General features: G+C 55.6%; 22 protein-coding genes and 1 other annotated feature. Of the genes, 7 read left to right on the forward strand and 15 right to left on the reverse strand.

What is annotated here, in order from left to right:
• The first annotated feature begins 49 nt into the window (after window positions 1–49).
• Window positions 50–1,414: a cardiolipin synthase gene (gene cls, locus PV407_RS11240; RefSeq protein ID WP_332090011.1), complete on the forward strand. Its 1,365-nt coding sequence runs from the start codon at window positions 50–52 to the stop codon at window positions 1,412–1,414.
• A 50-nt stretch (window positions 1,415–1,464) separates the two neighbouring features.
• Here cls and PV407_RS11245 read toward each other — a convergent pair whose 3' ends face one another.
• Window positions 1,465–2,472, reverse strand: a complete 1,008-nt coding sequence (locus tag PV407_RS11245; RefSeq protein WP_332090012.1) for a metal-dependent hydrolase — start codon at window positions 2,470–2,472, stop codon at window positions 1,465–1,467.
• 143 nt (window positions 2,473–2,615) lie between these two features.
• Window positions 2,616–3,476 (reverse strand): DUF421 domain-containing protein, encoded by an 861-nt coding sequence (locus PV407_RS11250; RefSeq protein ID WP_332090013.1) that lies wholly within the window; start codon window positions 3,474–3,476, stop codon window positions 2,616–2,618.
• A gap of 207 nt (window positions 3,477–3,683) precedes the next feature.
• Here PV407_RS11250 and PV407_RS11255 point away from each other — a divergent pair, with 207 nt between their 5' ends.
• From PV407_RS11255 to PV407_RS11265, 3 genes are all read left to right on the forward strand, one after another.
• A complete protein-coding gene (locus tag PV407_RS11255) occupies window positions 3,684–3,890 on the forward strand; it encodes a DUF1657 domain-containing protein (RefSeq protein WP_332090014.1) in 207 nt (68 codons plus the stop codon).
• Between the two features lie 92 nt (window positions 3,891–3,982).
• Window positions 3,983–4,672, forward strand: coding sequence for a class I SAM-dependent methyltransferase (locus tag PV407_RS11260; RefSeq protein ID WP_332090015.1), 690 nt, complete (start codon window positions 3,983–3,985; stop codon window positions 4,670–4,672).
• Window positions 4,673–4,766: 94 nt separating this feature from the next.
• Window positions 4,767–4,999 (forward strand) — a binding site (T-box leader).
• Between the two features lie 97 nt (window positions 5,000–5,096).
• Entirely contained in the window at window positions 5,097–6,629 is a 1,533-nt protein-coding gene (locus tag PV407_RS11265) for a 2-isopropylmalate synthase (RefSeq protein WP_332090016.1), read from the forward strand.
• A 72-nt stretch (window positions 6,630–6,701) separates the two neighbouring features.
• Here PV407_RS11265 and PV407_RS11270 read toward each other — a convergent pair whose 3' ends face one another.
• From PV407_RS11270 to PV407_RS11300, 7 genes are all read right to left on the reverse strand, one after another.
• A complete protein-coding gene (locus tag PV407_RS11270; RefSeq protein ID WP_332090017.1) occupies window positions 6,702–6,917 on the reverse strand; it encodes a CLC_0170 family protein in 216 nt (71 codons plus the stop codon).
• A 54-nt stretch (window positions 6,918–6,971) separates the two neighbouring features.
• Window positions 6,972–8,153: a Ger(x)C family spore germination protein gene (locus tag PV407_RS11275; RefSeq protein ID WP_332090085.1), complete on the reverse strand. Its 1,182-nt coding sequence runs from the start codon at window positions 8,151–8,153 to the stop codon at window positions 6,972–6,974.
• A gap of 28 nt (window positions 8,154–8,181) precedes the next feature.
• On the reverse strand, window positions 8,182–9,468 hold the full coding sequence (locus PV407_RS11280; RefSeq protein WP_332090018.1) for a GerAB/ArcD/ProY family transporter: 1,287 nt from the start codon (window positions 9,466–9,468) through the stop codon (window positions 8,182–8,184).
• Window positions 9,416–11,119, reverse strand: a complete 1,704-nt coding sequence (locus PV407_RS11285; RefSeq protein WP_332090019.1) for a spore germination protein — start codon at window positions 11,117–11,119, stop codon at window positions 9,416–9,418. Before PV407_RS11285 ends, PV407_RS11280 begins: the two co-directional genes overlap by 53 nt.
• A gap of 893 nt (window positions 11,120–12,012) precedes the next feature.
• A complete protein-coding gene (locus PV407_RS11290; protein ID WP_332090020.1) occupies window positions 12,013–13,068 on the reverse strand; it encodes a CobW family GTP-binding protein in 1,056 nt (351 codons plus the stop codon).
• Window positions 13,069–13,278: 210 nt separating this feature from the next.
• A complete protein-coding gene (locus PV407_RS11295; protein ID WP_332090021.1) occupies window positions 13,279–14,934 on the reverse strand; it encodes a DUF4179 domain-containing protein in 1,656 nt (551 codons plus the stop codon).
• On the reverse strand, window positions 14,924–15,445 hold the full coding sequence (locus tag PV407_RS11300; protein WP_332090022.1) for an RNA polymerase sigma factor: 522 nt from the start codon (window positions 15,443–15,445) through the stop codon (window positions 14,924–14,926). Before PV407_RS11300 ends, PV407_RS11295 begins: the two co-directional genes overlap by 11 nt.
• Window positions 15,446–15,618: 173 nt before the next feature.
• Here PV407_RS11300 and PV407_RS11305 point away from each other — a divergent pair, with 173 nt between their 5' ends.
• On the forward strand, window positions 15,619–15,804 hold the full coding sequence (locus tag PV407_RS11305; RefSeq protein WP_332090023.1) for a hypothetical protein: 186 nt from the start codon (window positions 15,619–15,621) through the stop codon (window positions 15,802–15,804).
• Window positions 15,805–16,213: 409 nt separating this feature from the next.
• On the opposite strand, the gene nrdR is transcribed toward PV407_RS11305, so the two are convergent.
• Window positions 16,214–16,687: a transcriptional regulator NrdR gene (gene nrdR, locus PV407_RS11310; RefSeq protein WP_332090024.1), complete on the reverse strand. Its 474-nt coding sequence runs from the start codon at window positions 16,685–16,687 to the stop codon at window positions 16,214–16,216.
• Between the two features lie 210 nt (window positions 16,688–16,897).
• Here nrdR and PV407_RS11315 point away from each other — a divergent pair, with 210 nt between their 5' ends.
• Window positions 16,898–17,116 (forward strand): alpha/beta-type small acid-soluble spore protein, encoded by a 219-nt coding sequence (locus tag PV407_RS11315; protein ID WP_332090025.1) that lies wholly within the window; start codon window positions 16,898–16,900, stop codon window positions 17,114–17,116.
• Between the two features lie 104 nt (window positions 17,117–17,220).
• On the opposite strand, the gene PV407_RS11320 is transcribed toward PV407_RS11315, so the two are convergent.
• Genes PV407_RS11320 through PV407_RS11330 form a run of 3 tightly spaced genes read right to left on the reverse strand, consistent with a single transcriptional unit; the run spans window position 17,221 to window position 19,133 of the window.
• Complete coding sequence (locus PV407_RS11320; RefSeq protein WP_332090026.1) at window positions 17,221–17,814, reverse strand: lytic transglycosylase domain-containing protein; 594 nt, start codon at window positions 17,812–17,814, stop codon at window positions 17,221–17,223.
• Window positions 17,811–18,407, reverse strand: a complete 597-nt coding sequence (gene coaE, locus PV407_RS11325; RefSeq protein WP_332090027.1) for a dephospho-CoA kinase — start codon at window positions 18,405–18,407, stop codon at window positions 17,811–17,813. The genes PV407_RS11320 and coaE overlap by 4 nt, the downstream gene beginning before the upstream one ends.
• 15 nt (window positions 18,408–18,422) lie before the next feature.
• Window positions 18,423–19,133: an MntP/YtaF family protein gene (locus PV407_RS11330; protein WP_332090028.1), complete on the reverse strand. Its 711-nt coding sequence runs from the start codon at window positions 19,131–19,133 to the stop codon at window positions 18,423–18,425.
• Between the two features lie 213 nt (window positions 19,134–19,346).
• Between PV407_RS11330 and PV407_RS11335 the strand changes: the two genes are divergently transcribed.
• On the forward strand, window positions 19,347–20,453 hold the full coding sequence (locus tag PV407_RS11335) for a hypothetical protein (protein ID WP_332090029.1): 1,107 nt from the start codon (window positions 19,347–19,349) through the stop codon (window positions 20,451–20,453).
• Window positions 20,454–20,503: 50 nt separating this feature from the next.
• Here PV407_RS11335 and PV407_RS11340 read toward each other — a convergent pair whose 3' ends face one another.
• A complete protein-coding gene (locus PV407_RS11340) occupies window positions 20,504–21,121 on the reverse strand; it encodes a PulJ/GspJ family protein (RefSeq protein ID WP_332090030.1) in 618 nt (205 codons plus the stop codon).
• A gap of 5 nt (window positions 21,122–21,126) precedes the next feature.
• Complete coding sequence (locus PV407_RS11345; RefSeq protein ID WP_332090031.1) at window positions 21,127–21,546, reverse strand: type IV pilus modification PilV family protein; 420 nt, start codon at window positions 21,544–21,546, stop codon at window positions 21,127–21,129.
• Window positions 21,547–21,554: the final 8 nt, after the last annotated feature.

The raw sequence follows: 21,554 nt of genomic DNA on the forward strand, positions 1-21,554 counted from the left end.
AGCGTTTAGATAACCGGCCGATCATGCCGCGAGGAGGCGTGCCAGACAGTTGCTTTGGATCGTTATAGCCCTTATTTTGTTTATTTTGCAGATCGCGGCCGTTATCGTCGTCGAGTTTCGCCGCCCTCACAAAGCGATCGCCTGGCTAGTCGTTTTGTTTCTTTTCCCCCCGATCGGCTTCGTGCTGCATTATTTCGTGGCGAAAGAATATTGCCCTTCCCTTCGGCGGAAAGAAGTCCGGTATTGGGACCGGATGAAAGAGACGCTCCAGATCCGCAGCCGGCAAAGACGGCTGCAGGACGACGACCGGCTTGCGCCGTTCGGCCCCGTTACCGCGAACAATGAAGCGACCGTTTACAGCGAAGGCGAGCAAGCGTTTGAAGCGATGCTCGATTCGATCGCCGAAGCCGAGCATCACATTCATATCGAATTTTATATCGTCCGTGACGACCGGCTCGGTGCCCGGTTTGAGCGGTTGTTGGTCCGAAAAGCGCAGCAAGGGGTAAAGGTGCGGTTTATATACGACGGAATCGGCAGCCGGCGGCTTGGAAAAGCGTACTTGCAACGGCTGCGGGACGCCGGCGTGGAAACGGGCTGCTTCTTCCCGATAGGGGCCGCTTTCTTCGCGAAGCGGCTCAATTATCGAAACCACCGCAAAATTATCGTCATTGACGGCAAGATCGGTTTCTTCGGCGGCTTGAATATCGGGGACGAGTATTTGGGGAGCCGTCCGAAAACCGGTTATTGGAGAGACACTCATTACCGCGTGAAGGGCGATGCCGTACTTTGGCTCCAATATACGTTTTTGAACGACTGGTGCTTGGTCAAAGGACAAACCGTAACGGACGCCGCCTATTTTCCGGTTCAGGAATGCCATGGAAACGAACGGGTGCAAATCGTGAAAAGCGGCCCCGACGAGACGATAATCGAGCTGATCTTCACGCTCATCGTCTCGGCAAAAAAGCGGATCTACATCGAAACGCCGTATTTCGTCCCCGACCCCGGCATCATGCTCGCTTTGAAAACGGCCATTATGAGAGGAGTCGACGTCCGTGTCATTTTGCCGGGCATTCCGGACAAATATATCGTTTATTGCGCTTCGTTGTCCTATGCAAAGGAATTGATGCGGGCGGGGGTCCGGTTTTACGGCTACAAAAAAGGCTTCGTCCATGCGAAGGTCATGATATGCGACGACTTGGCATGCTCCGGCAGCGCCAATATGGACATACGGAGCTTTTGCGGCCAGTTCGAAATCAATGCGATCTTTTACGACGAAAACGTCGTCGGCCGGCTTGTCCAAGATTTTTACCGGGATCTTGAGGAAAGCGAACAATGGCTGCCCGCGGATATCGGTACGCGGAATATGCAAAGGCTCGGAGAAATTTTCGCCCGATTGCTTTCGGCGTTGTTTTAGGCAGCAAAAAAAACGGAGGGACTCGTCCCTCCGTTTTCGTTTTATTCGGGTCATGCTTCGACGCCGCCGTAAGTTCGTTGCGCACGGTTGCGGTTGCCTCTCCAAGCCAAAAAGTCGGACACCAAATTGCCTTCCCGATCGAACTCGAGAATGGCCTTGAACGGGTAATAGTTGCCGAAACGGAACCGCAGGTCCGTCCATATGCAGCGGACCGTCTCGTCCGTCTCAATCCGCTCGTGACGAATATGCCCCGCGATCGAGAAAAAGGTGTCCGCAGCCGGACTTATGCGCTTTAACGTCTCCCGATCGGGAATTTCGAACCGCTGTTCGGAATCGTTGTACGAACGCTTCAAGAGCCGTTCCGTTTCCCGGTAACGATTCCCCTTCCATTCGCCCAAAACCAGCTCCGAATCGGTTTCCGCGATTGCGGTCCATCGGTTGAAACGAAACGTCGGCAATACGCTTACGGCTTTAGCGGTCTCATAGCGAGCCGCCAGAAGCCGCACGTACCGGCGATGCAGGGCGAACCTTACGGCAATGTAGAGAACCGTGCAGCCGTTTAGGATCCCGAACAACGGACCGGGCGGGAACACTCCCATCCACCAAAGCGCCGCACCCGCAACCTGCGTAAACAAGATGATCGGATCGAGGACCATGAGAACGTCCCGCGAAAGCCGTTTATTGGAAAAAGGAAGCAAAGCCTGGGTTCCGAACGTGTTCAACGCATCCAGACCGACATGGACGAGAACGGCGATGAAGCTCCACAACCAAACCCATCCCCATGCGAGATTGTCGAAAAAGGGCGTCATGCCGAGCGTAATCACGCTCGGCCACAGCAACCAGGCCATGACGGAATGCGTGAGTCCCCGGTGCTTTTTCAGGTAGACCGCATCCCCCTTGGTCAGCTTATGAAAATAGTCGATATCCGGCGCTTCCGAAGCGAGCGTCGTACCGATCGTAACGGCTAGCGCCAAAGCCGGGTCGGCTCCGATCTCCGGCACATTGCATGCCATAGCTCCGAGACCGAGACCGATGAACAGATGACTAACCGTATCCATATCGGAATTCCCCTCCTCCTAAAGTCATGCTTCATAAGAATCGTTCTTCAACGTCTAAGTTTAACGCAGAAACGATTCAAATCTGAAGCCAAACTTTTTGGAAAAGGAGGGACTTTCGGCTAAAAGCGCGATTATGAATCCACTTACCGGTGCAGCATCGGCTTTAAGTCGGATATTAAGGTCTGCAGCTGTTTCGAGCATTTCTCATACATCTTTTTGGCTTCTTTGCTGTCGGTTGCAATGCCGAACATCTCCAAATCGGCTTCGCATTTTTTCAAGGTCGCGAACAATGCCGCTTTTTTTTGCGGCTCGGGCACCTTGATTTGATCGTCATACAAGTCTACGTAAAGCTGCCCGTAGGCATCCACTTGGCCAAGGTACACATTTTCTACGGTTATGCCCGTTTTTTCCAGCTCGGCGGACAACCATCCCCTGCTCAAGCCGATCGTGGCGAGCGGTTCGTCCATCACGTTGCCGTCCATGATTACGATTTGCGGCTCTTGCTCGGGCGCTACTTGAATCCCTAAATGTTTGGAAGTAAGCGGCTGATGCTCCCGATTAAACAACACATTGATTTCGCCGCTCGGCTCCATGATCGCGAATTCGACGTCTGCAACTTTAAACGCATTTTTTCTGCGCAGCTGTTCCATCAATTCGTCCGTCGAGATTCGTTCTTTCAGCAGGTTGTCTTCCAAAATTTTTCCGTCCTTGATCAGGATCGTTCCTTTGCCGTCGACAAAATCTCTGATTTTTTTGCTTTTCAGCTGCAAAAATTCGATGGCCAGCGAAACCGCAACCCAGACGCTTAAAGCGACAAGTCCCAAATACCAGTCTGCTTCCATATCCAATGAAATGTAAGCGGCAAGGCTGCCGATCGTAATGCCGGTAATGTATTCGAAGACGGAAAGCTGGGTCACCTGCCTTTTTCCCAACAGCTTTGTCATGACAAAAAGAATACCGACGGCCATCAAAGTACGCAATGCGATTTCCAGCCATTGCGGCACATCCGATTCCCCCTTAATCAATTCCGTTTCCTTCAGATCAAATTATGTGTCGAAACCGACAATGGAAATGCGACAATCTTTTTTCCTCCGGAAGCCGATCGTTAGCGAAACCTCCTGTTAATTCCTTGTATATCGTCGAAACGTCGGAGATACATTATTTTCGTTGCTTCCGCTTCACTTAAGCTTGCTCGGGAGGAGGTGATAGACGTGACAGTAGGATCTCAGGTCAAAACATGCGTCGCTTCTTTGAAGAGCGCCCAAGCGAGCCTCGAACAATTCGCTCTGGAGACGCAAAATCAAGAAGCCAAAACGCTTTTCACGAATGCGGCCGCTCAAACTCAGCAAATCGTTCAACAGGTGGAAGGCCGTGTCCAACAGCTGGAAAACGAAGAGCCGCAATATAAAGGATTTTAACGATCGGCCAAAGGGGCTCCCGCTTCGGGAAGTCCCTTTTCTCATCAATCTTGGATGCTAACCGTTTTCGCGGGATCGATTGTCTATGCCTCATGGCGCAAATCGGTTTCCATTTTTTATTTCGATTTTTTTTCGAATGCAAGAGACAGATTATTGTTGTCACTTCATTCAGAAAGAGGGCGGTCTCCTTAAATACTTCGTACTCCCCCAAACTTTATCATTGGTTCGTCCGTCCGAAATGGTTTACGAAAAAATATATTCACGATCACATCCAATCCCGGTTTTTGTTTGACGGGAAGCATGTGTTGGACTTCGGCTGCGGTACGGGAGCCAATTGCCCGATGTTTCTGCCGGATCAATATGTAGGCATCGACCCGGACGTCAAGCGCATTGATTTTGCAAAACGGTTGTATCCCGACCACGATTTTCAAGTTTTTGAAAACGACCGGCTTCCCGTTCATGACGAAAGCATGGATTACATCGTCATCATCGCCGTGCTGCACCATATTTCGTCCGACGATATCGCCCGCTATATGAAGGAATTCAAACGGGTGTTAAAACCGAACGGAACGATTGTCGCGATGGAGCCTTGCATTTGCGAGAAGAAGCCGTTATGCAACTGGTTTATGAATTGGTACGACAACGGCGACTATATACGGAACGAAGAGCAGTATTTGCGGCTGTTTCGGGATCACGATTTCCGTCCCCAACCTATCAACCGGTTTCGAAAATGTTTTTTGTATCACGAACTGTTTTTTTCGGCGCAGCTGCGTCCGGGATAAGGAAACGATGACCCGTCTCAGGCATAAAAAATAAGAGCGGCACCGTGTTGACATTTCGTTAGGCCGCGCATATAATAACCAGTAATTCCATATTCGAAATGTTGCGATTAGAAATAGTAGAAGTGAAACGACCTTTCAGAGAGCCGTTGGCTGGTGCGAAACGGCAGCGCCGTTCATTTCGAACTCATCTATGAACAGCTGCCCGAAAAGCACGTAGGGTAAGACGGAATTCCACCGTTACAGGGATAGATGGTGATGGCCATCGAAAAAGATCATTTCGCACGAAATGAATTAGAGTGGTACCGCGGGTTCAACCTCGTCTCTATACGGAGACGGGGTTTTTTTGTTGATTAAATTCCGGGTTTAATCAACCCCGCTTCACATATAGATCCAAATATGACTGCCGCTTGGGAGGAACATACCGATGAACCGTAAAATTATCGTATTGGACACGACGCTGCGGGACGGCGAACAGGTGCCCGGAGCCAAGCTGAACGTACATCAAAAAGTCGAGATCGCTCAGCAGCTGAAGCGACTTCATGTAGATATTATCGAGGCCGGCTTCCCCGCCTCCTCCGCCGGAGATTTCCAGGCGGTGCGGCAAATCGCCCGTACCGTCGGCGATACCGTTTCGATCACCGCGCTCGCCCGCGCCGTCAAATCCGACATCGACGCCGTCTACGAAAGCATCAAAGAGGCGCGGCAGCCGCTCATCCATATCGTGCTTGGCACGTCGAACATCCACGTGGAGAAAAAGTTCAACCGCTCCAAGGAAGCGGTGCTGCAAATGGGCGTCGACGCGGTCCGCTACGCCAAAACGCTGCTGTCCCACGTTCAATATTCGACGGAGGACGCGTCGCGGTCGGAATTCGACTATTTGTGGAAAACGATCGAGTCCGTCGTGAAAGCCGGCGCGACGATGATCAACGTTCCCGATACGGTCGGCTACGCCGTTCCGGAACAGTTCGGCGAGCTGATCCGCAAAATCAACGAGAGGCTGAAAAATCTGGACGACCGCGTCGTCCTCAGCGTACACTGCCATAACGATCTCGGTCTGGCGACGGCCAATACGCTCGCCGCGGTCAAAAACGGCGCCGACAAAGTCGAGTGCACGATTAACGGCCTCGGCGAGCGGGCGGGCAACACGTCGCTCGAAGAAGTCGTCATGGCGCTCAAAGTGAGAGAGAATTATTACGGCTGCCGTACCGATATTCAGACGAAAGAGCTGCTTCGCACGTCCCGTCTCGTCAGCCATTTGACCGGTCTCGACGTGCAGGTGAACAAAGCGATTACCGGCGAGAACGCGTTCGCCCATTCGTCCGGCATTCATCAGGACGGCTTGCTGAAGGATAAGCAGGTGTACGAGATCATGTCGCCGGAGGAAGTCGGAGCCGAAAGCATGGAATTGATCCTGACCGCCCGTTCCGGCCGACACGCTTTCAAAAACGCCGTTGAAAAAATGGGCTTCGACACGTCCGACGCCGCCGATTTCGAAACGCTGTTCCAACAATTTTTGGCGCTCGCCGACGCCAAAAAAGAAGTGTACGACCACGACGTCTTTTATTTGGTCACGAATCACCGGACGATCGAGCCGAGCGACGCCCACCTGTACGTGCTGGAATCGTTCCAGGTCATAAGCAGCGACCAGACGCCGACGGCGACGGTCAAATTGAAGAAGGGCGCCGAAACGATCGTCGGCAGCAGCGTCGGAGACGGGCCGATCGACGCGCTGTACGGCGTCATCAAATCGCTCGTCGGAATCGACGTCCAGCTGAAGGATTACAAAATCAGCAGCTTGTCCCGGGGCAAGGAAGCGATCGGCCGGGTGAACATCCGCATCGAATACGAAGGCAAAACGTATTCCGGCCGGGCGATGGACACGGACATCGTAAAAGCGAGCGCCAACGCCTTCCTGAACGGCATCAACGCCGTCGTGCTCGATCTGGCCAAAGTATGACGGCGGCTGTACGGAAACGGAAAGGGACACCGGAACGTCCGGTGTCCTTCTTATCCGTCGCAGGCTTGCCCGTCACCATAAATATCGTTTGTAGATCCAGCTTCCGATTAGAACGACGACGCCGAGCGAGATGTTGAGCCAGCCCGAAAAAGCGGCCGCTTTTCGTTCCTTCTCCCGGTTCCGGTCCGATCTGTAATGGCCGGCGTCGATCCATAGCACGAATACGCCGGAGGCGATAAACAGCCAGATGATATAATTTAAATAACCGATGTACGTGGTTCCCGCCATTCGAATCACATCCGTTTCCGTTTGCGTGAAGCTTGGGTCCGCGCCGAACGCGGTTTACGTCGTTTTGCCTCCGATTCTTCGGATGCTGTTGGTCACCTGGATTTCGACTTTAATGTCTTTGTACATTTCCTCCCATTTCTCCTTGGTACGGATATGCTTGTTCCAGTAACCCGGTTCCTTCGCGCGCACGTATTCGCCGAAGCCGAATATGTCCGACCCTTTCTGCTGCGTCTGCCGGATCAGCCTGCCGTACGTTTGGGTCCCGCCTTCCGTGATCTGCTTTTCGATCTTGCCGATTATATCGGTCGACAGCTGCACTTCCTCGTTCGATTTTTCCAGCAGATTCCCTTCATTGTGGATTTTCAGCTGAATTTCCGGCCTGCCGTTCGCGATCGCCACATCGATGCGCGATTTTCGATGCGTTACCTGAAACAACGCGGCGGTGTTCGTATCGGGAATTTGCACAAGCACCGCATAACCGGCGCGCTGCACGTTGCGAATGCCCATATAAGCGCCGATTTCAAGCGGAGTCGTTGTCCCGACGAGCCGGTCCGACCGGAAATAGGCCAGCCCGGCGATCTGAATTTTGTTGTCGAGCAGCTTCGTATAGATCAGAAAAGGATCGGTTCCTTTGGAGGTCGAGGCGGTCCAGTACATGCCGGCGAACGCATTCGGCACTTTGCCCATCTGCACCGCATGATCCATCGTGCTGAGCAGGTACAGAATCGGAACGCGCTCGAGCTGCGGCGTAATTTTCATAAATTGAGCCGCCTCGTCCTCGGAGATGACCATCCAGGACGTCCGGCGCACTTCCGGATTGCGCCGCAAATATTCGTTTATGTTCGTCAACCCTTCTTCGGCGACCTCTCTGGATACGACGATGACCCGCAAGTGCCCCCAAAACAGCCGGTGCGCCACTTCCTGCTGAATCGTGTTGAACGCATCGTCGATCGTATAGCCGGAGGCGCTCTGCACCCATACCGGCTTCTGACCGGGCTTGGCGCCTCCGCCGGCATCGCTCGGTCCGAGCGGTATGCGTCCCGGCACGGCGATCTGAACCGTTACCCGAAGCGGGAGCGTATTCGTCTTCGGGGGTTCGTCGCTTATGAACGACAGCTTTCTCGCCAGTTCCAATTCTTTCGGGGACGCCTTGTCGATGCTGATGCCGAGAATGACGGCGCGTTCTTCGATTTCGAGCCGGTCCCAGCATCCGGTCAGCATCGTAGCCATCAGGATGAGCGAAGCGAGTACGAGCGGGCCGGCTTTACGTCCCGGCCGGCTTGCCGTCGGCGCCGTTCGAGCCGTTGGCGCCGTCCGAGCCGTCCGAGCCGTTGGCGCCGTCCCGGCCGTCCGGGCCGTCCGGGCCGTCCGGGCCGTTGGCGCGTTTTGCGCCGTTTGCGCGTTTTGCTCTTTCCGTATCGTCCCCGCCGTCTCCGTTGTATGAGGATTGCGGCCGTTCACCGGCGTTCCCTCCTTTTTTGCGCACGATCGCGACGAGCAGAAGCAGAAACGGGTAACCGATCGTAATCAATAGCCCGATTCGGCCGACGATCGATATGGTGTAGTACATATCGATCACGTTTTTAGGCATCATCGCGAGCGTAAAAACGTAAGGCATCAGCAGCAGCGAAAACAGCTTATGATCTTTCAGCTGCAGCAGCTGGCTGATCGAATGGATCGTGAAATAGTAGCCCGAAAACATCGTCGTAAAGACGGCCGTCACCCAGATGGCCAAAAAAGCGGCGTCCAGCCGTTCCAATATGTTCGCGGGCAGCGACGTTACTTTGGCCAGCTCCAGCGTCGGCCATAAGAGCAGCTTCGTTTCCTCCGGTCCGAACACCGATATGGTGGCGGTTACGATCAGAAAGTAAACGCCTCCGGCGATGCACATGCCCCATACCGAAGCCCGTACCGCCCTCGGCGGATTGCGCATCGCCGGGATGATCATCGTCATGACGAAAGCGCCGTTGAACAGCGACGCGATCGTGCCGAGCTCCCGCATGACGTTATGCATGTCCTGGCCCCAAACGGGCTGCAGAAAGAGCGGGTTGGCGTTTTTGAGCGAGAGCGCGATAATGATCAGGCTCGGAAACAGGACGAGCGGCACGTAAAACTGGTGAATATAGACGAACGACGTGATGCTCGCCCGGGTCGAAAGCGCGGCCAGCAGCAGCATGACGATGACCGTCACGTCAAGCGGCGTTCGTTTCAGGACGGACGTAACGACGACTTCGCCGAACTCGCGGGAGGTGAGCGCGGTCAGCTCCCCGAAAAAAACGATGATAAGCAGCGCGCCGAGTCGGGCCGGCCATTTGCCGATCAGCTGCCCGCTGTATTGAATGATCGTTTGATGCGGAAATCGCTGCCCGAGCTTCGTGACGAAATAAAGACCGGCGAAGGCGATAAGGATAGCGCCGGCCGTCAGCAGCGGAGCCCCCGGCCCCGCCCCTCTGGCGGCGAACAAAGGCAGCGGCAATACCCCTACTCCGATAATCGTACTAATGAGTACGGTCGCCGCCTGAATCGCCGTCACTTGACGAGGATTGTCCATCGCGTTCCCCTCCTCCAAAACGGTTTCCGACCGTCAGCGGATCGAGCGTATTGTTTTTCGTTTGATCCAGCTCGTTGTAGCTTTTCGTGCCGATTCTCGTCTTATCGGGCGTATGCAGCAGCGCCGGACGCCGTTTCATCCACCATAGCGGAGCGCGGAAAACCGTATCCTTGAAGCCCTCGAAATTGCCGGGCACGATCGGACTGAGGTACGGCACGCCGAACGATTTGAGCGTCAGCAAATGGTTGGCGATCAAGATGAGACCGACCATGACGCCGTATAGACCGAAGGTGCCGGCGATAATAATGATCGGAAACCGGAGCAGCCGCAGCGCCAGTGCCGCGTTGTATGCCGGCGTGGCAAACGATCCGATCGTCGTCAGGGCGATGATGACGACCGTGATCGGGCTGACGAAGCCGGCCGCGACGGCCGCCTGGCCGACGACCAAAACGCCGACGATCGACAGCGCGCCGCCGACCTGCTGCGGCAAACGGATCGTCGCCTCCCTCAGCACCTCCATCGATACTTCCATGACGAGCACTTCGACTACGGTAGGAAACGGAACGCCGGCTCTCCCGCCCGCGACGGCTACGGCGAATTCGGTCGGGATCAGCTCGGGATTGAACGAAATGACGGCGACGTACAAAGCGGGAAACACGAGCGAGAAGACGAGCGCCACGAGCCGCGCCAGCCGAATGAAGCTGACGAGCACGAACCGTTCGGCGTAATCTTCGCTCGTTTGGTAAAACTGGCTGAAGACGGTCGGCGCGATCAGCGCGATCGGCGAGCCGTCGACCATAATGATGACGCGGCCCTCCAGCAAATTCGCGACCGCTTTGTCGGGACGTTCCGTAATTTGAATTTGCGGAAACGGCGAATAATGATTGTCCTCGATGAACTGCTCCAAATAGCCGGAGTCGAGAATGCCGTCGATTTCGATTTTCGACAGACGCCGCTGCACCTCTTCGACCAGAGCGGGGTTGACGATGCCTTGTATATAGAAGACGGCGACGCACGAGCGCGTATATTTGCCGATTTTGTTGATTTTGATCCGCAAATCGGACGTTTGCAGCCGGTAGCGGATGAGCGAAATGTTCGTCATCAAGTTTTCGATGAAGCCCTCCCGCGGTCCCCGGATGACCTGCTCCGTTTCCGGCTGGTCGATCGAACGCCGCTCGACGTCGCGCGTGCAGAAGACGAACGCTTCCCGCATCCCTTCCACGTGAACGATCGTGCTCCCGTTCAGCAGCTCTTCGATAACGCTGTCAAGCGTCGCTTCCGTTCGGCCGTCGCAGGAATACAAGAAGTCGTTCATCAGCTCCCGCTTCAAATCTTCGTGCGGGGCGCCGCGCATCCGGCTGCCGATCGTCATGAACGACCTGATGGCCGGCTGATGCCCGCCGTTCGTCAACGACGGAAAATACAGGGCGACCGCAGGAACGTCTCCCATCACCTGAAGCCGCCGAATGATGAAATCGTCGCTGACGTCGAAGCGGTCCCGCATAAACGAAATCGTATGCTCGATGCTTTCGGTAAACGGCTCTTTGCTTCCGTCATCGTTTCCGTCTTTCCTCCGGCCGCCGCCTGCATTCCCCCGATTCCTGTCATTCGCCCTTTGCTGCTTTCGTTTGCTCCAAGGAAATCGAAACACGCGAGAACCCCCCTTCGATATGCGTTCAGTTCAGTTCAGCTCAGCTCGCGCAGTTATGAAAAACGAACCACATTTGTTGTTAGTATGGTGACTGAGCGAACCGGATATGCATAGGCCGCGACCGATAAGCGATCTATCGGTTTGGTGCTGCGGGCTGAGTAAAACGTCTCTCGACGTATTTCGGGGAGGAGCGAAAACAATCGGCTTCCGAAACGTAACGGACGCCACGGCGCTTATTTCGCGAAAATCGGCCGATTTCCAATCGTAACGGACACCACCTGCGCTTATTGGCTCCGTACCGCCGTCCAAAAGGGGGTTTTTCGCCAAATAGGTGCGCCTGTTTCCGTTAGAAAATAATAAGCCGAAATGAGGCTCATAGCGGCCGCCGTGTCCGTTAGACACTTGGAACTTGGGCCCGTCCCGCCTCCTATGCCCGCCCTCGCCCCCGCTTCAACTCCCGACGACGCCGGCGCAGGTCATACGGGCCGGTATCGCCGTTTCCCGCTGCCGGCAGCGGGAACCTGCTCCGGCTTTGGCGCTAAAGCGAAGCTCGGGATTGGCGGGCTTTTCGGTGCAAACCGAATCTTTTTCATGCCGAAACGGCGGCGGATCGGGAAGCGAGATGGAAATGCTCCCGCTATTTTCGGTCGTTTCCCGTTTGCGGGGAGAACAACGGGAAAACGTCCCGCTAATGTCGACCAAACCGCGCTTTTCGCCGATTCGACGCCGTTTTATCGGGAGCTTTTCCATGTATTTCAAAACGATGCCTATCGGAGAGCGAGTTAACGGGAGGTTTTCCCGTTCGTGCGATTCGATTGGCCCTAAACTCTATAAATCGTATCGAAGCCGAGGCGGGGGTTTGAAATGATAAAAAAAAGACGACTCGGGCGCTTCTAGTAGCGCTCGGAATCGTCTTGGAGGCGGCTGTCCGATCGTTCGATCAGGCGATCGATCGCTTCCGCCAGCTTCGCTTTATCGAAATGCTCGCCGATAAATACGGCGACGTCGGGCACTTCGCCCTGCGGATCGATTTTCATCAAGTCCAGCTGCTTGTACGCGTATTGAAACATAAAGCGGGACGACGTATCGGTAAACGATAAAATACCTTTCGCCCGGTAAATGTCGTCCGGCAGCCCGCCCATCATCGCTTCGAACGATTCGCTGTCGACCGGGCGGTCGAAATAAGCCGTATAAGCCATGACATGCGAGTGCGTATGATGCGGATCGGCGTGTCCGTGACCGTCGCGACGGTCATGTTCGTTCGCATGGGCGCATTCGTCGCCGCAGCCGCATGACCGCTCCGGGCCGACGGAGGGACGGTCCGCTTGCTCGGCGCCTCCGCCCTCGAGCAGACCGATGTCGACTTGCGCGGAGACGGTCCGGACCAGCGTCGCGAACGGGTTCCAATCGCGAATGGCCGTCTCCAGCTCGTCCGCCTGCGCTTCCGTCACGAGATCGATTTTGTTCACCAGCACGATTGTGGCGCAGCGGAGCTGCTCCTTCATGAGCCGGAACGTCGGGCCTTTCCCTTTCTCCAGCTGTGCCTGCAAATGATGCGCGTCCGCGACCGTCACGACCTGCTTCAGCTCGACCCGCTTCAGCATCGACGCGTCGCCGACGGCGTCGATAATGTCCAGCGGATTCGCCGCTCCCGTCGATTCGATCAGCAGCAAATCCGGCTCATGCTCGTCGATCAGCTTCATCATTTCGTAGCCCAGATCGCCGCGGACGGTGCAGCATATACACCCGCCGAGCATTTCGGCCATATGCACCTGCCCGCCGAGCTGGATGCCGTCGAGATTGACGTCGCCGAGCTCGTTCATGATGACGGCGGGCTTCCGCCCTTGGCCGTTCGCCTTTTCCAGCCACCGTTTCAACAAAGTCGTCTTGCCGCTGCCCAAAAAGCCGGACAGCAAATAAACCGGAATCGTCCGCTGCTGTTCTGCCATTGTTCGTCACCGTTCTTTCCAGGGAAACTTGGAGGATGAATCAGGAATCAATTACGCAATCATCTTGCTTCTGCCTATTCGACTTTAACTGTAATGCACAAACGAAGGCAAGTCAATTATATGTAATTATTACGTATATAATCGATGGAAACCGCCGGAGACAAACGCTTCGGCGGTCCATCGACGTACAAATCCAACGCAAGGCTAACGTTATTCCTGCAGCTGCACCTGTTCGCTTCTTTCCGGTTCGAGCAGCACGTAAGAGTTCGGGTTCAGCAGCAAATCGCCGTCCGGCACGTTTTTGTACGTCTCGACCTTCCGATTAAAGCCATTGCCCCCCGGCGGCGTCGGATTCATTTCCGGATAAGCCCGGCCGCCGTTTACCTGCAAAAAGCTTTGCGTAATGCCGCCGAAGGAAGGCGACGGAGATTCCGACTGAACAACCAATTTGCCATCCTTCTTGAAGTAGGTGAAGCTCACCGGCAGTCCGCTTAGCGTTGTTTGCACCGTTTGCGGATGTTCGGACGGATTTGTCAATTGGATAAACTCGTCCTTGGCGGCTAGCACCCCGATTTTCGCGTCGGACAGCATCAGCTTCATCGGTACCTTCGACCAATCTTTATACCATTCGGGCGATTCGAATTCGAGATAGCGATCGCCGTTTTGCTTTGCTTGCAAATATCCGCGAATGCGATGTCCGCCCAATTCCAAATACGCGTTCTCGTAATGAACGGTCGACGTTCCGGCCTGTTTTTTCCATTTGTCGTCGAAGTAAAGACGAATGCTCATCGGGGTGACGACAAGCCGGCGCAATTCCATATCCGAATCGTTGACCGCCTTGTCGGCTTCAAGCCGGCGAATATATGTCGCCTGCGCAGCCTTTCTTCCGTCAAATTCAAACGAAGCGACCCAATGCCCGGGGATGACCCGGGTTTTCTCCAGGAAGGCGAAGCCGAAGGATATACGGCTCCATTCTTCGGGAGCGATGCGGTATGTCGTCTGCTGTACGATCGTATCGTCGCGTTCGGACGGAAGTACGGCGCTGTAGGTTGGTTTGACCGTCTCCTTTCCGGAGTGAAGCGTCAGATGCGGATCGGAACGGACGGACTCTTTGCCGCTGGCCCGAATGCGATATTTGATCGTAACGATATCGTCCTTGCTCATGACGGATTCGATCTCGATGCGCGAAAAGGGCTGCTGCGGAAAATCGGCGCTTGCTTTGTCCAACTGATCCGGCTTCCAATCCAAAGCCGAATGACGGTAGCCGTATACGATCAAATTGCTTACATCCAGCTTCAATTGCTGCTTCTTTCCGCCCGCCCCGTAATTCGCTTCGAAAAATCCGCGAAGCTTGCCGATATCTTGCTCGTCCCGCCGGAAAATACCGAGCAGCGGAATTTGCTCTCCCGATTCGTATTGCAGCGTACTGCGCTCGAATTCCAAAATGCCGTCGCTCGGAAGGCCGGGCACGTCAAGCGTAAACAACACGTTGAGCCGCTTGTCGTCGGCTACGGCCCCGTAAAGCTGCATCGTCGTCCCTTCGCTGGAAATCGTCTGATCGATCCGTTGGCCGAACCCTTGCTCCATCGCCGTTCGTATGCCGATTCGGCCCAAAACGTCGGACCATTCGAACGAATATCCGGCTACGACCGGAGTCGCCGCGAGAAGCAAAGAAGCGGCGACGACGATCGGCAATATACGTCGTTTACGCGTTCGAGACGAACGCCGCATACGGTGCGATGCGTCCCCTTTTACTGCAACCTGTCGCTCGATCCGTTCCCACATCGTTTCGAAATCGGGCAGCTTCGGGCGATTGCCCCTTATCAGATCGAACAATTGCTCGTCCGGTTTCCTGCTACGGCTCATAGCATTTTTCTCCTTTCAATTGCACATATGTCGTTGTCCCCAGCTTGCGTTTCAGTATCGTATGAACCCGGTTCAGCCTGGATTTGACGGTCCCTTCCGGAATGCCGACTATTTCCGCAATTTCTTGCAGCGTCAGCCCGTTCACGTAGCGCAAGCTTGCCACGATCCGGATTTTGACGGGAAGAAGCGCAAACAAGCCGATCATTTCGTTCTCTTCCTCGCTTCGCTCGACCGCTTCCTCCGGCGTTTCCTGGCGCGTTCGGTTCAGCCAGTAAGCGGCCGCTTCTTTCAAATTCTTCCTCTTTCGCCGGCTCAGCTCGTTTTTGCACAAATTGGCGGCAATCCGCATCAGCCATGGCTTTATGCCGGTTATACGGCTTCGGTCCGTTCGCAGCGCTTGTACGAATGTTTCCTGACAAATGTCTTCGGCATCCGATCGGTTGCGCATCATATAGTAGCACAAATAGTAAACGTCATTCCGGTACGTTTCGAACAGCTCCCGGTCTTCCATTCCGTCCCTCCTTTCCCGTTTCTATACGTATTAACAAACAACCGGGTCATTTCGTTCGCATTCGGCCCAAACTTTTATTCGGGACTTGCCGGATCGGCTGCTAAAATCCGGCCCGCATACGTCCTCCCCGATCGGGAAGCCTACAAGCATACCGGACAAGGAGGCTTGACGACATGGACGAGGAAGAAATCCGCGCGCTCGAACCGAAATATACGGGCAATACGCGCCATCTGACCGAAGGGGAAGCTTACGCGATCAAAAACGATCCGAACTACGAGGACGATGACGATTCGCTGCTCGAAAGCATCCCCGGCATTTTGCTGGCGGGAACGCGGGGCGGACCGAACGAGCCGAGGTAGCGTCCGGGGGATCGGTGCGAACGCTCAAGTCGCCGTACCGTTCCTTACACCCCGACATCGATGGGCCTGTCTACGACAAAAAAGAGCCCTTCCTGTTCGCGAAAGGCTCTTTTTTGTTTGCCCGCGCCGCGGCGGGCCATTTGCGGGAAAAAGGCTCCCTATAATATTGTCGATCGCGATATCTTCGCCCGGACCGCGCTTTACTTCATCGCAAAGCCGATATACCGGGAGCATTTCCCGTTAATCGCTCCGACGCCAGGCAGGTGAGCCAATTAACGTGAGGTTTTCCGATTCATCTGCATCAGGCTGCCGGGAAGCACGGCGATATGTATGCCGGATTCGGAAACGAAACGGGTATGCCGCGCCGTCCTCAACCGCCGATACGGTTGTCCAAGCGCCCCGCGGCGAGCTATTTGACGGAGGGATCGGTATGCTTGCCGAGCAGCTGGTTCAATTCCTTCATGAACATGTTGATGTCCTTGAACTGCCGATAGACGGAGGCGAACCGGACGTACGCCACCTCGTCGACCGGATACAGCTGCTCCATGACGAGCTCGCCGATCTCCCGGCTCGCGACCTCGGCGTAGGCGTGGCTTCGCATTTCCTTCTCCACTTCCGAAACGATCGCTTCCAGCTGCTCGACCGATACGGGCCGCTTCTCGCACGCCCGAATAAGGCCGCGCAGCATTTTGTCGCGGTTGAACTCTTCGCGGCTGCCGTCTTTTTTGATGACGATCAGCGGCGTTTCCTCGACCATCTCGAACGTGGTAAAGCGGCGCTGGCATTTCTCGCATTCCCGGCGGCGCCGTATCGATTTATTGTCGTTGGCCGGACGGGAATCGAGCACTTTCGTACCGGAATAATCGCAATAAGGGCATTTCATCGGAGTCCCTCCTGAGAGCTTTTGCGATGCAAAAGCTGGCTTCGAAAGCATAAGCTGAGCTTTTGCGAAGCCAGTGCTGGCTTCGAAAGCAAAGGCCGACTTCGAACGCGCAGACAAAGCTTTTGCGCAGCAACTTACCATACACTACCTGTTATGTTCGGCCGTTTTCCGCACATAATACAATTACCATCGACAAGGAGGTGAAACGAAATGGCACAAGGACAACAACGTTCCAGCAACCAGCTTGTAGTTCCTCAAGCTAACGCCGCTCTCGACCAACTGAAATACGAAGTAGCTCAAGAGCTGGGCATTGCGATTCCGCAAGACGGTTACATGGGCAACATGGCTACCCGCGACGCAGGTGCAATCGGGGGTCACATTACCCGCAAACTGGTTCAAATCGCCGAACAACAACTTGCCGGCCGTTAATTTTACCTATGATATAAAAGCGCTGGACAGCTCCTGCCGGAGCCCGTCCGGCGTTTTTCTTTCGGCAACCGTTTGACCGCGTGAACCCGGCGGCCGAACGCCGATTATCTTTTCGCCGGCTGCGCCGCGGCTTCGAGACGTTCCGCGTAGAGCTTGGCGTATTTGTCGTAGTAGTACAGCACGCGCTGTACGTAGTGCCTCGTTTCGCCGAACGGAATTTGCCCGATATTTTTCAGCGTGCCGTCCCATGTCCCGTTGTCGAGCCATTTCCGCGTATTGCCGGGGCCGGCGTTGTAGGCGGCCAGCACGGCGAACCGATTGTTGTCGAACTGGGTGAAGAGCGATTTCAAGTACCAGGCGCCCACTTCGATATTGACGTCCGCGCGGTGCAGCGATTGGGACGTTTCTTCCGCATAGCCCGCCTTCTTCACGATCCATTCGGCCGTATCCGGCATCAGCTGCATGAGCCCGATCGCTCCTTTTTTCGACAGCTTGTCCGGGTTGAAGTTCGTCTCCACGCGTATGATCGAAGCGATCAGCACGGGGTCGACCCCGTACGCTTGCGCGCTCAGCGCGATATCTTGCTCGTACCGGATCGGATACAGCCACTTGCCCAACCATTCCGAATTATAAAATAAAAGGAAGAGAAATAAAACGAACAGCAGCGCAAATACCCGCTTTTTACGTAAAAACGTCATTCCATTCCCTTTCGTTTGCAATATTCGTCCACTTGGCGCCGCGTCTCCTCGAGCTCCCCGCTGTTGTCGATGACGAAATCGGCTAGCTCCCGTTTCGCCTCGATCGGCATTTGCGCCGCCAGCCGGCTTTCCGCCTGCCGCTCCGTCAGTTCGTCGCGGGCCATCAGCCTGGCCAGCTGCAAGCTTCGAGGAATGTAGACGAGCACCGTTTCCTGAAACATCGCCTGAAGCTTCGACTCGAACAAAAGCGGGACGTCGACGACGACGAGCTTGTCCGGCGATTGGCGTTCGTGCGTCTCCATCCTTTCGCGCATCAGCGCGCGAATGCGGGGATGGAGAATCGATTCGAGCTCTTTGCGGGCCGCCTCGTCGCCGAACACGATCTCGCCGAGCGCTTTCCGGTTCAAGCTGCCGTCCGGCAGCAGCACGCCGGAGCCGAACCGCTCCGCAACCTGCTCCAGGGCGGGGGTGCCGGGAAGCACGACTTCCCGGGCGATGCGGTCGGCGTCGATCAGGACGGCTCCGCGTTCGACGAGCATGGCCGCGACCGTGCTTTTCCCGCTGGCGATCCCTCCGGTCAATCCGATATTCATGTGCGTTTTCGCCCTTTACATTAATTTCATAATGCCCATCGCGATCAAAATGCAGCCCGGCAGCACCGACAACCGCTGCAGCCATCGCGTATCGGCGAACGACAAGCCGACCTTCAGCCCCGAGGCGATGAACAATCCGCTCGCCAGCGCGATGACGGCGGCCGTCGCCAGCGGCGCGAAGCCGATGAACGCCGCGCCGATTCCGGCGCCGAACGCGTCGAGAGACAGAGCGACGCCGAGCAACACCGCTTCCGAGGAAGATATGTAGCCCGACCGGTCGACGTCCGCGAGCGAAGGCGTGCGCAATATTTCGATCACGAGCCCGAGCCGCCTGACTTCGATGCGCACGACGGTCCGAATGCCGCCGTTCGCCCCGGCTTCCGTGCGCCGTTCTTCGCAATGCCGGTCCGATACCGGCGGTTCGCGATCCGGCTCGCCGTCGGCGCCTTCCGGCCCCGGCCGCTGCCGCCACATTTGCACGATCGCCCATAGTCCGATGGCGATCAAAATGACGGCGCCGACCGCCGACGCCACGGACGGGGACAAAAACTTGGCGATCAGCGCCCCGATCTGCATCGAGGCGAAAATAACGACGCCCGAGCAGCACGATATGATGGCGATCGAGACGGGCGGGATCCGGATTTTGCGAAGTCCATACATGACCCCGACGCCGAAACCGTCAAGACTGACCGCAAGCGCCAAAAAAGCCAACGATACGATAGGCATAAGCACCCTCCCGTCAAAGCTTCGTCCACAGCGAGCATGGTCGCCGATACGATTATCCTATGAAGCTTGACGGGAATGGGTGTCTGAACGCGCCTCCTGCGCGTCCCCGGCGTCCGGACCGGCTCTCTATTAAAGTTTAACCAATCTCGCGCGAAATGTCATTACAACATTCGTTCGGACGTTTATAATAAAGGATATCGGGGAGTGCTGCAAATGAAACGAATCGCGAACGAACAAGGAGCCGCACTGCTGTACGTTCTGCTTATAGCCGCGGTCGTCGCCGTTTTCGCGCCCGTCGTCCTGAACCTGGCTTATGCCGCAAATGCGGCGGAGACGAAACGAATCACGCAGCAGCAAGTGACGGATTTGGCCGTCGGAGGGATGGAGTCGCTCCTGAGCTACTATTCCTCGTATACCGGAACGGCGAAGCTGGATCATTTCAACGCCTATCCGGGCTGGGGAGCGAAAACGATTGCGAGGCCGGACGGCACGACGATCGACTATCGTTTATACGTCGTCGATCCCGCCGCGGTGAACACGACGGATGCGCCTGCCGCCGTTCAGCCCCCGCTGCTGGCCGCGGGCAACCATATCGCCAAAATCGTCGTACGAGTGGGCGATTATTCGAAGTCGATCAAATACGAAATGCCGGCAGGCAACGGCGGTACCGGCGGCGGAACGACGGTCGACAACCAGGTCACCGCCGAAAACAACAGTTTGCTTCATGCGATCGGCCCGAACGGGGCGGGAACGGAAATGATTACGTCCGGCGACAATCCGGCCGCCTACCAGGAGGCGTACGAAAATCTTCAGGCGACCTCCTACGACAAGACGTATACGAGCGCCGGCAGCTTTATAAGCGGAGTCGCCAGCTTCGTCAACTCGTTTTCCCCGGTCAGTCCGTACGATACGATTACGATCAAATGCGCCTGCACGGGAAATATGAGCATCTTGAACAACCTGGTGCTGCCTTCGAACAAAAAGGTGATGATTCACCTGGCTCTCGGCGACCCTCCGAACGAGCTGTTCATCCAGAACTCGATTTTTCAGCTGAACGGCATGCTTCTGGTCGACGGCAACCTGAGACTGGAGAAGAAAGGGAACGAAACGACCCAACTGATCGCGTCGAACGTGATGCTGACCGGAGAGGCCTATTACGATCCGCATAACAACAATACGGACGTTGTCGTCCAGGGCACGTTCGCGTCGGGGACCGGAGCGCTCCAGAACGACCATTCTCCGCAAATTACGCCGAGCAACAACCAGTACATCTACCCGAACAAGTATCGGGTATCCTCCGGCACCGTTTCGAGAAAATAAACGGAAGCCTGTTCGTCCGAACAGGCTTTTTGGCCGTCTTCTTTCGCATGTCAAAGCTTGAAAAGCTTGATCGTTACGTCCTTCCGCTCGTCGATCGCCCTTTTGCCGCCGCTCGCGCCCGACAGCTCGTAACGGAACGGAATGGAGATACGGATCAGTCTTCCGTTCGATACGATCGTGCCGAGCGGAATCGGTTTATCGGTCGCCGCCGTTCCTCCGCCGTTCGCGACGGACTCGGTGACGGTCATATCGGACGAGGGATGGACGTTGCGGGCAAGTACCGTTTTTTTCGAATAGTTTGCGGGATTGGCGTACTGGATCGCCGTTTTGGCGTTGTAGGCGGCTTGGCCGATTTCGTACAGCGTCAAGGTCCCGGCGGTTTTATCGTAGACGAGCGCTTTATACAAAAAGGAGGAGGGTGCCCCCTCGCCGGTAACGATCCGAAGCTCGTTTTCCGAATATTTATACACCTCGGCGCAGTCCGTCAAATTTTTGCTGATAGCCGTCATCGTGTCGTTGATTTGCCGCTGCGCATCGTAGTTTTCGTTCGAACGGGCGAATTCCAGGTGCGCGGAAGCCAAAAACAAGTAGAGGACGATCATGACGATCGACAAAATCGTCAGCGTCGCCGTCACTTCGAGAAGCGTCAGCCCTCTTTGATCGTTCATCGCGCTCACCCGCCCCATGAAACCGTAACGGTCAGCAGCCTCGGCAGCATCGCCATCAAATTCGAGGCGTCTTTGACCAGGACGACCGATTGGACGAACACCTGCTTCGGGTGGGCGGGAGCCGCATAGACCGGAGAAGACGTTAAGTCCGACAGTTGGATCAGCACCCGATAAAAGCCCGATGTCGTATCGGAAACGACTTGATTGCCGGATACGGCCGAAACGGCGGGAACCGAATGGTAGTACGCCCGTTTCAGGTTCAGCTGTTCTTCGGCCAGTCGAAGTGCTTCCGCCCTTCTTTCCTGCTCCAGCTTCGCTTTGGCGTTGAAATGGGCCAGGTTGAGAAATCCGATGACGAGAAAGCCCAAAATCGCCGTCGCCGCCAATATTTCCAGCAAAGTTACGCCTTTCTCATTACGTATCATCCCGGTTC

Origin of the sequence: Paenibacillus sp. GYB003 (assembly GCF_036577625.1) — a bacterium.
Lineage (GTDB): Bacteria > Bacillota > Bacilli > Paenibacillales > NBRC-103111 > Paenibacillus_AB.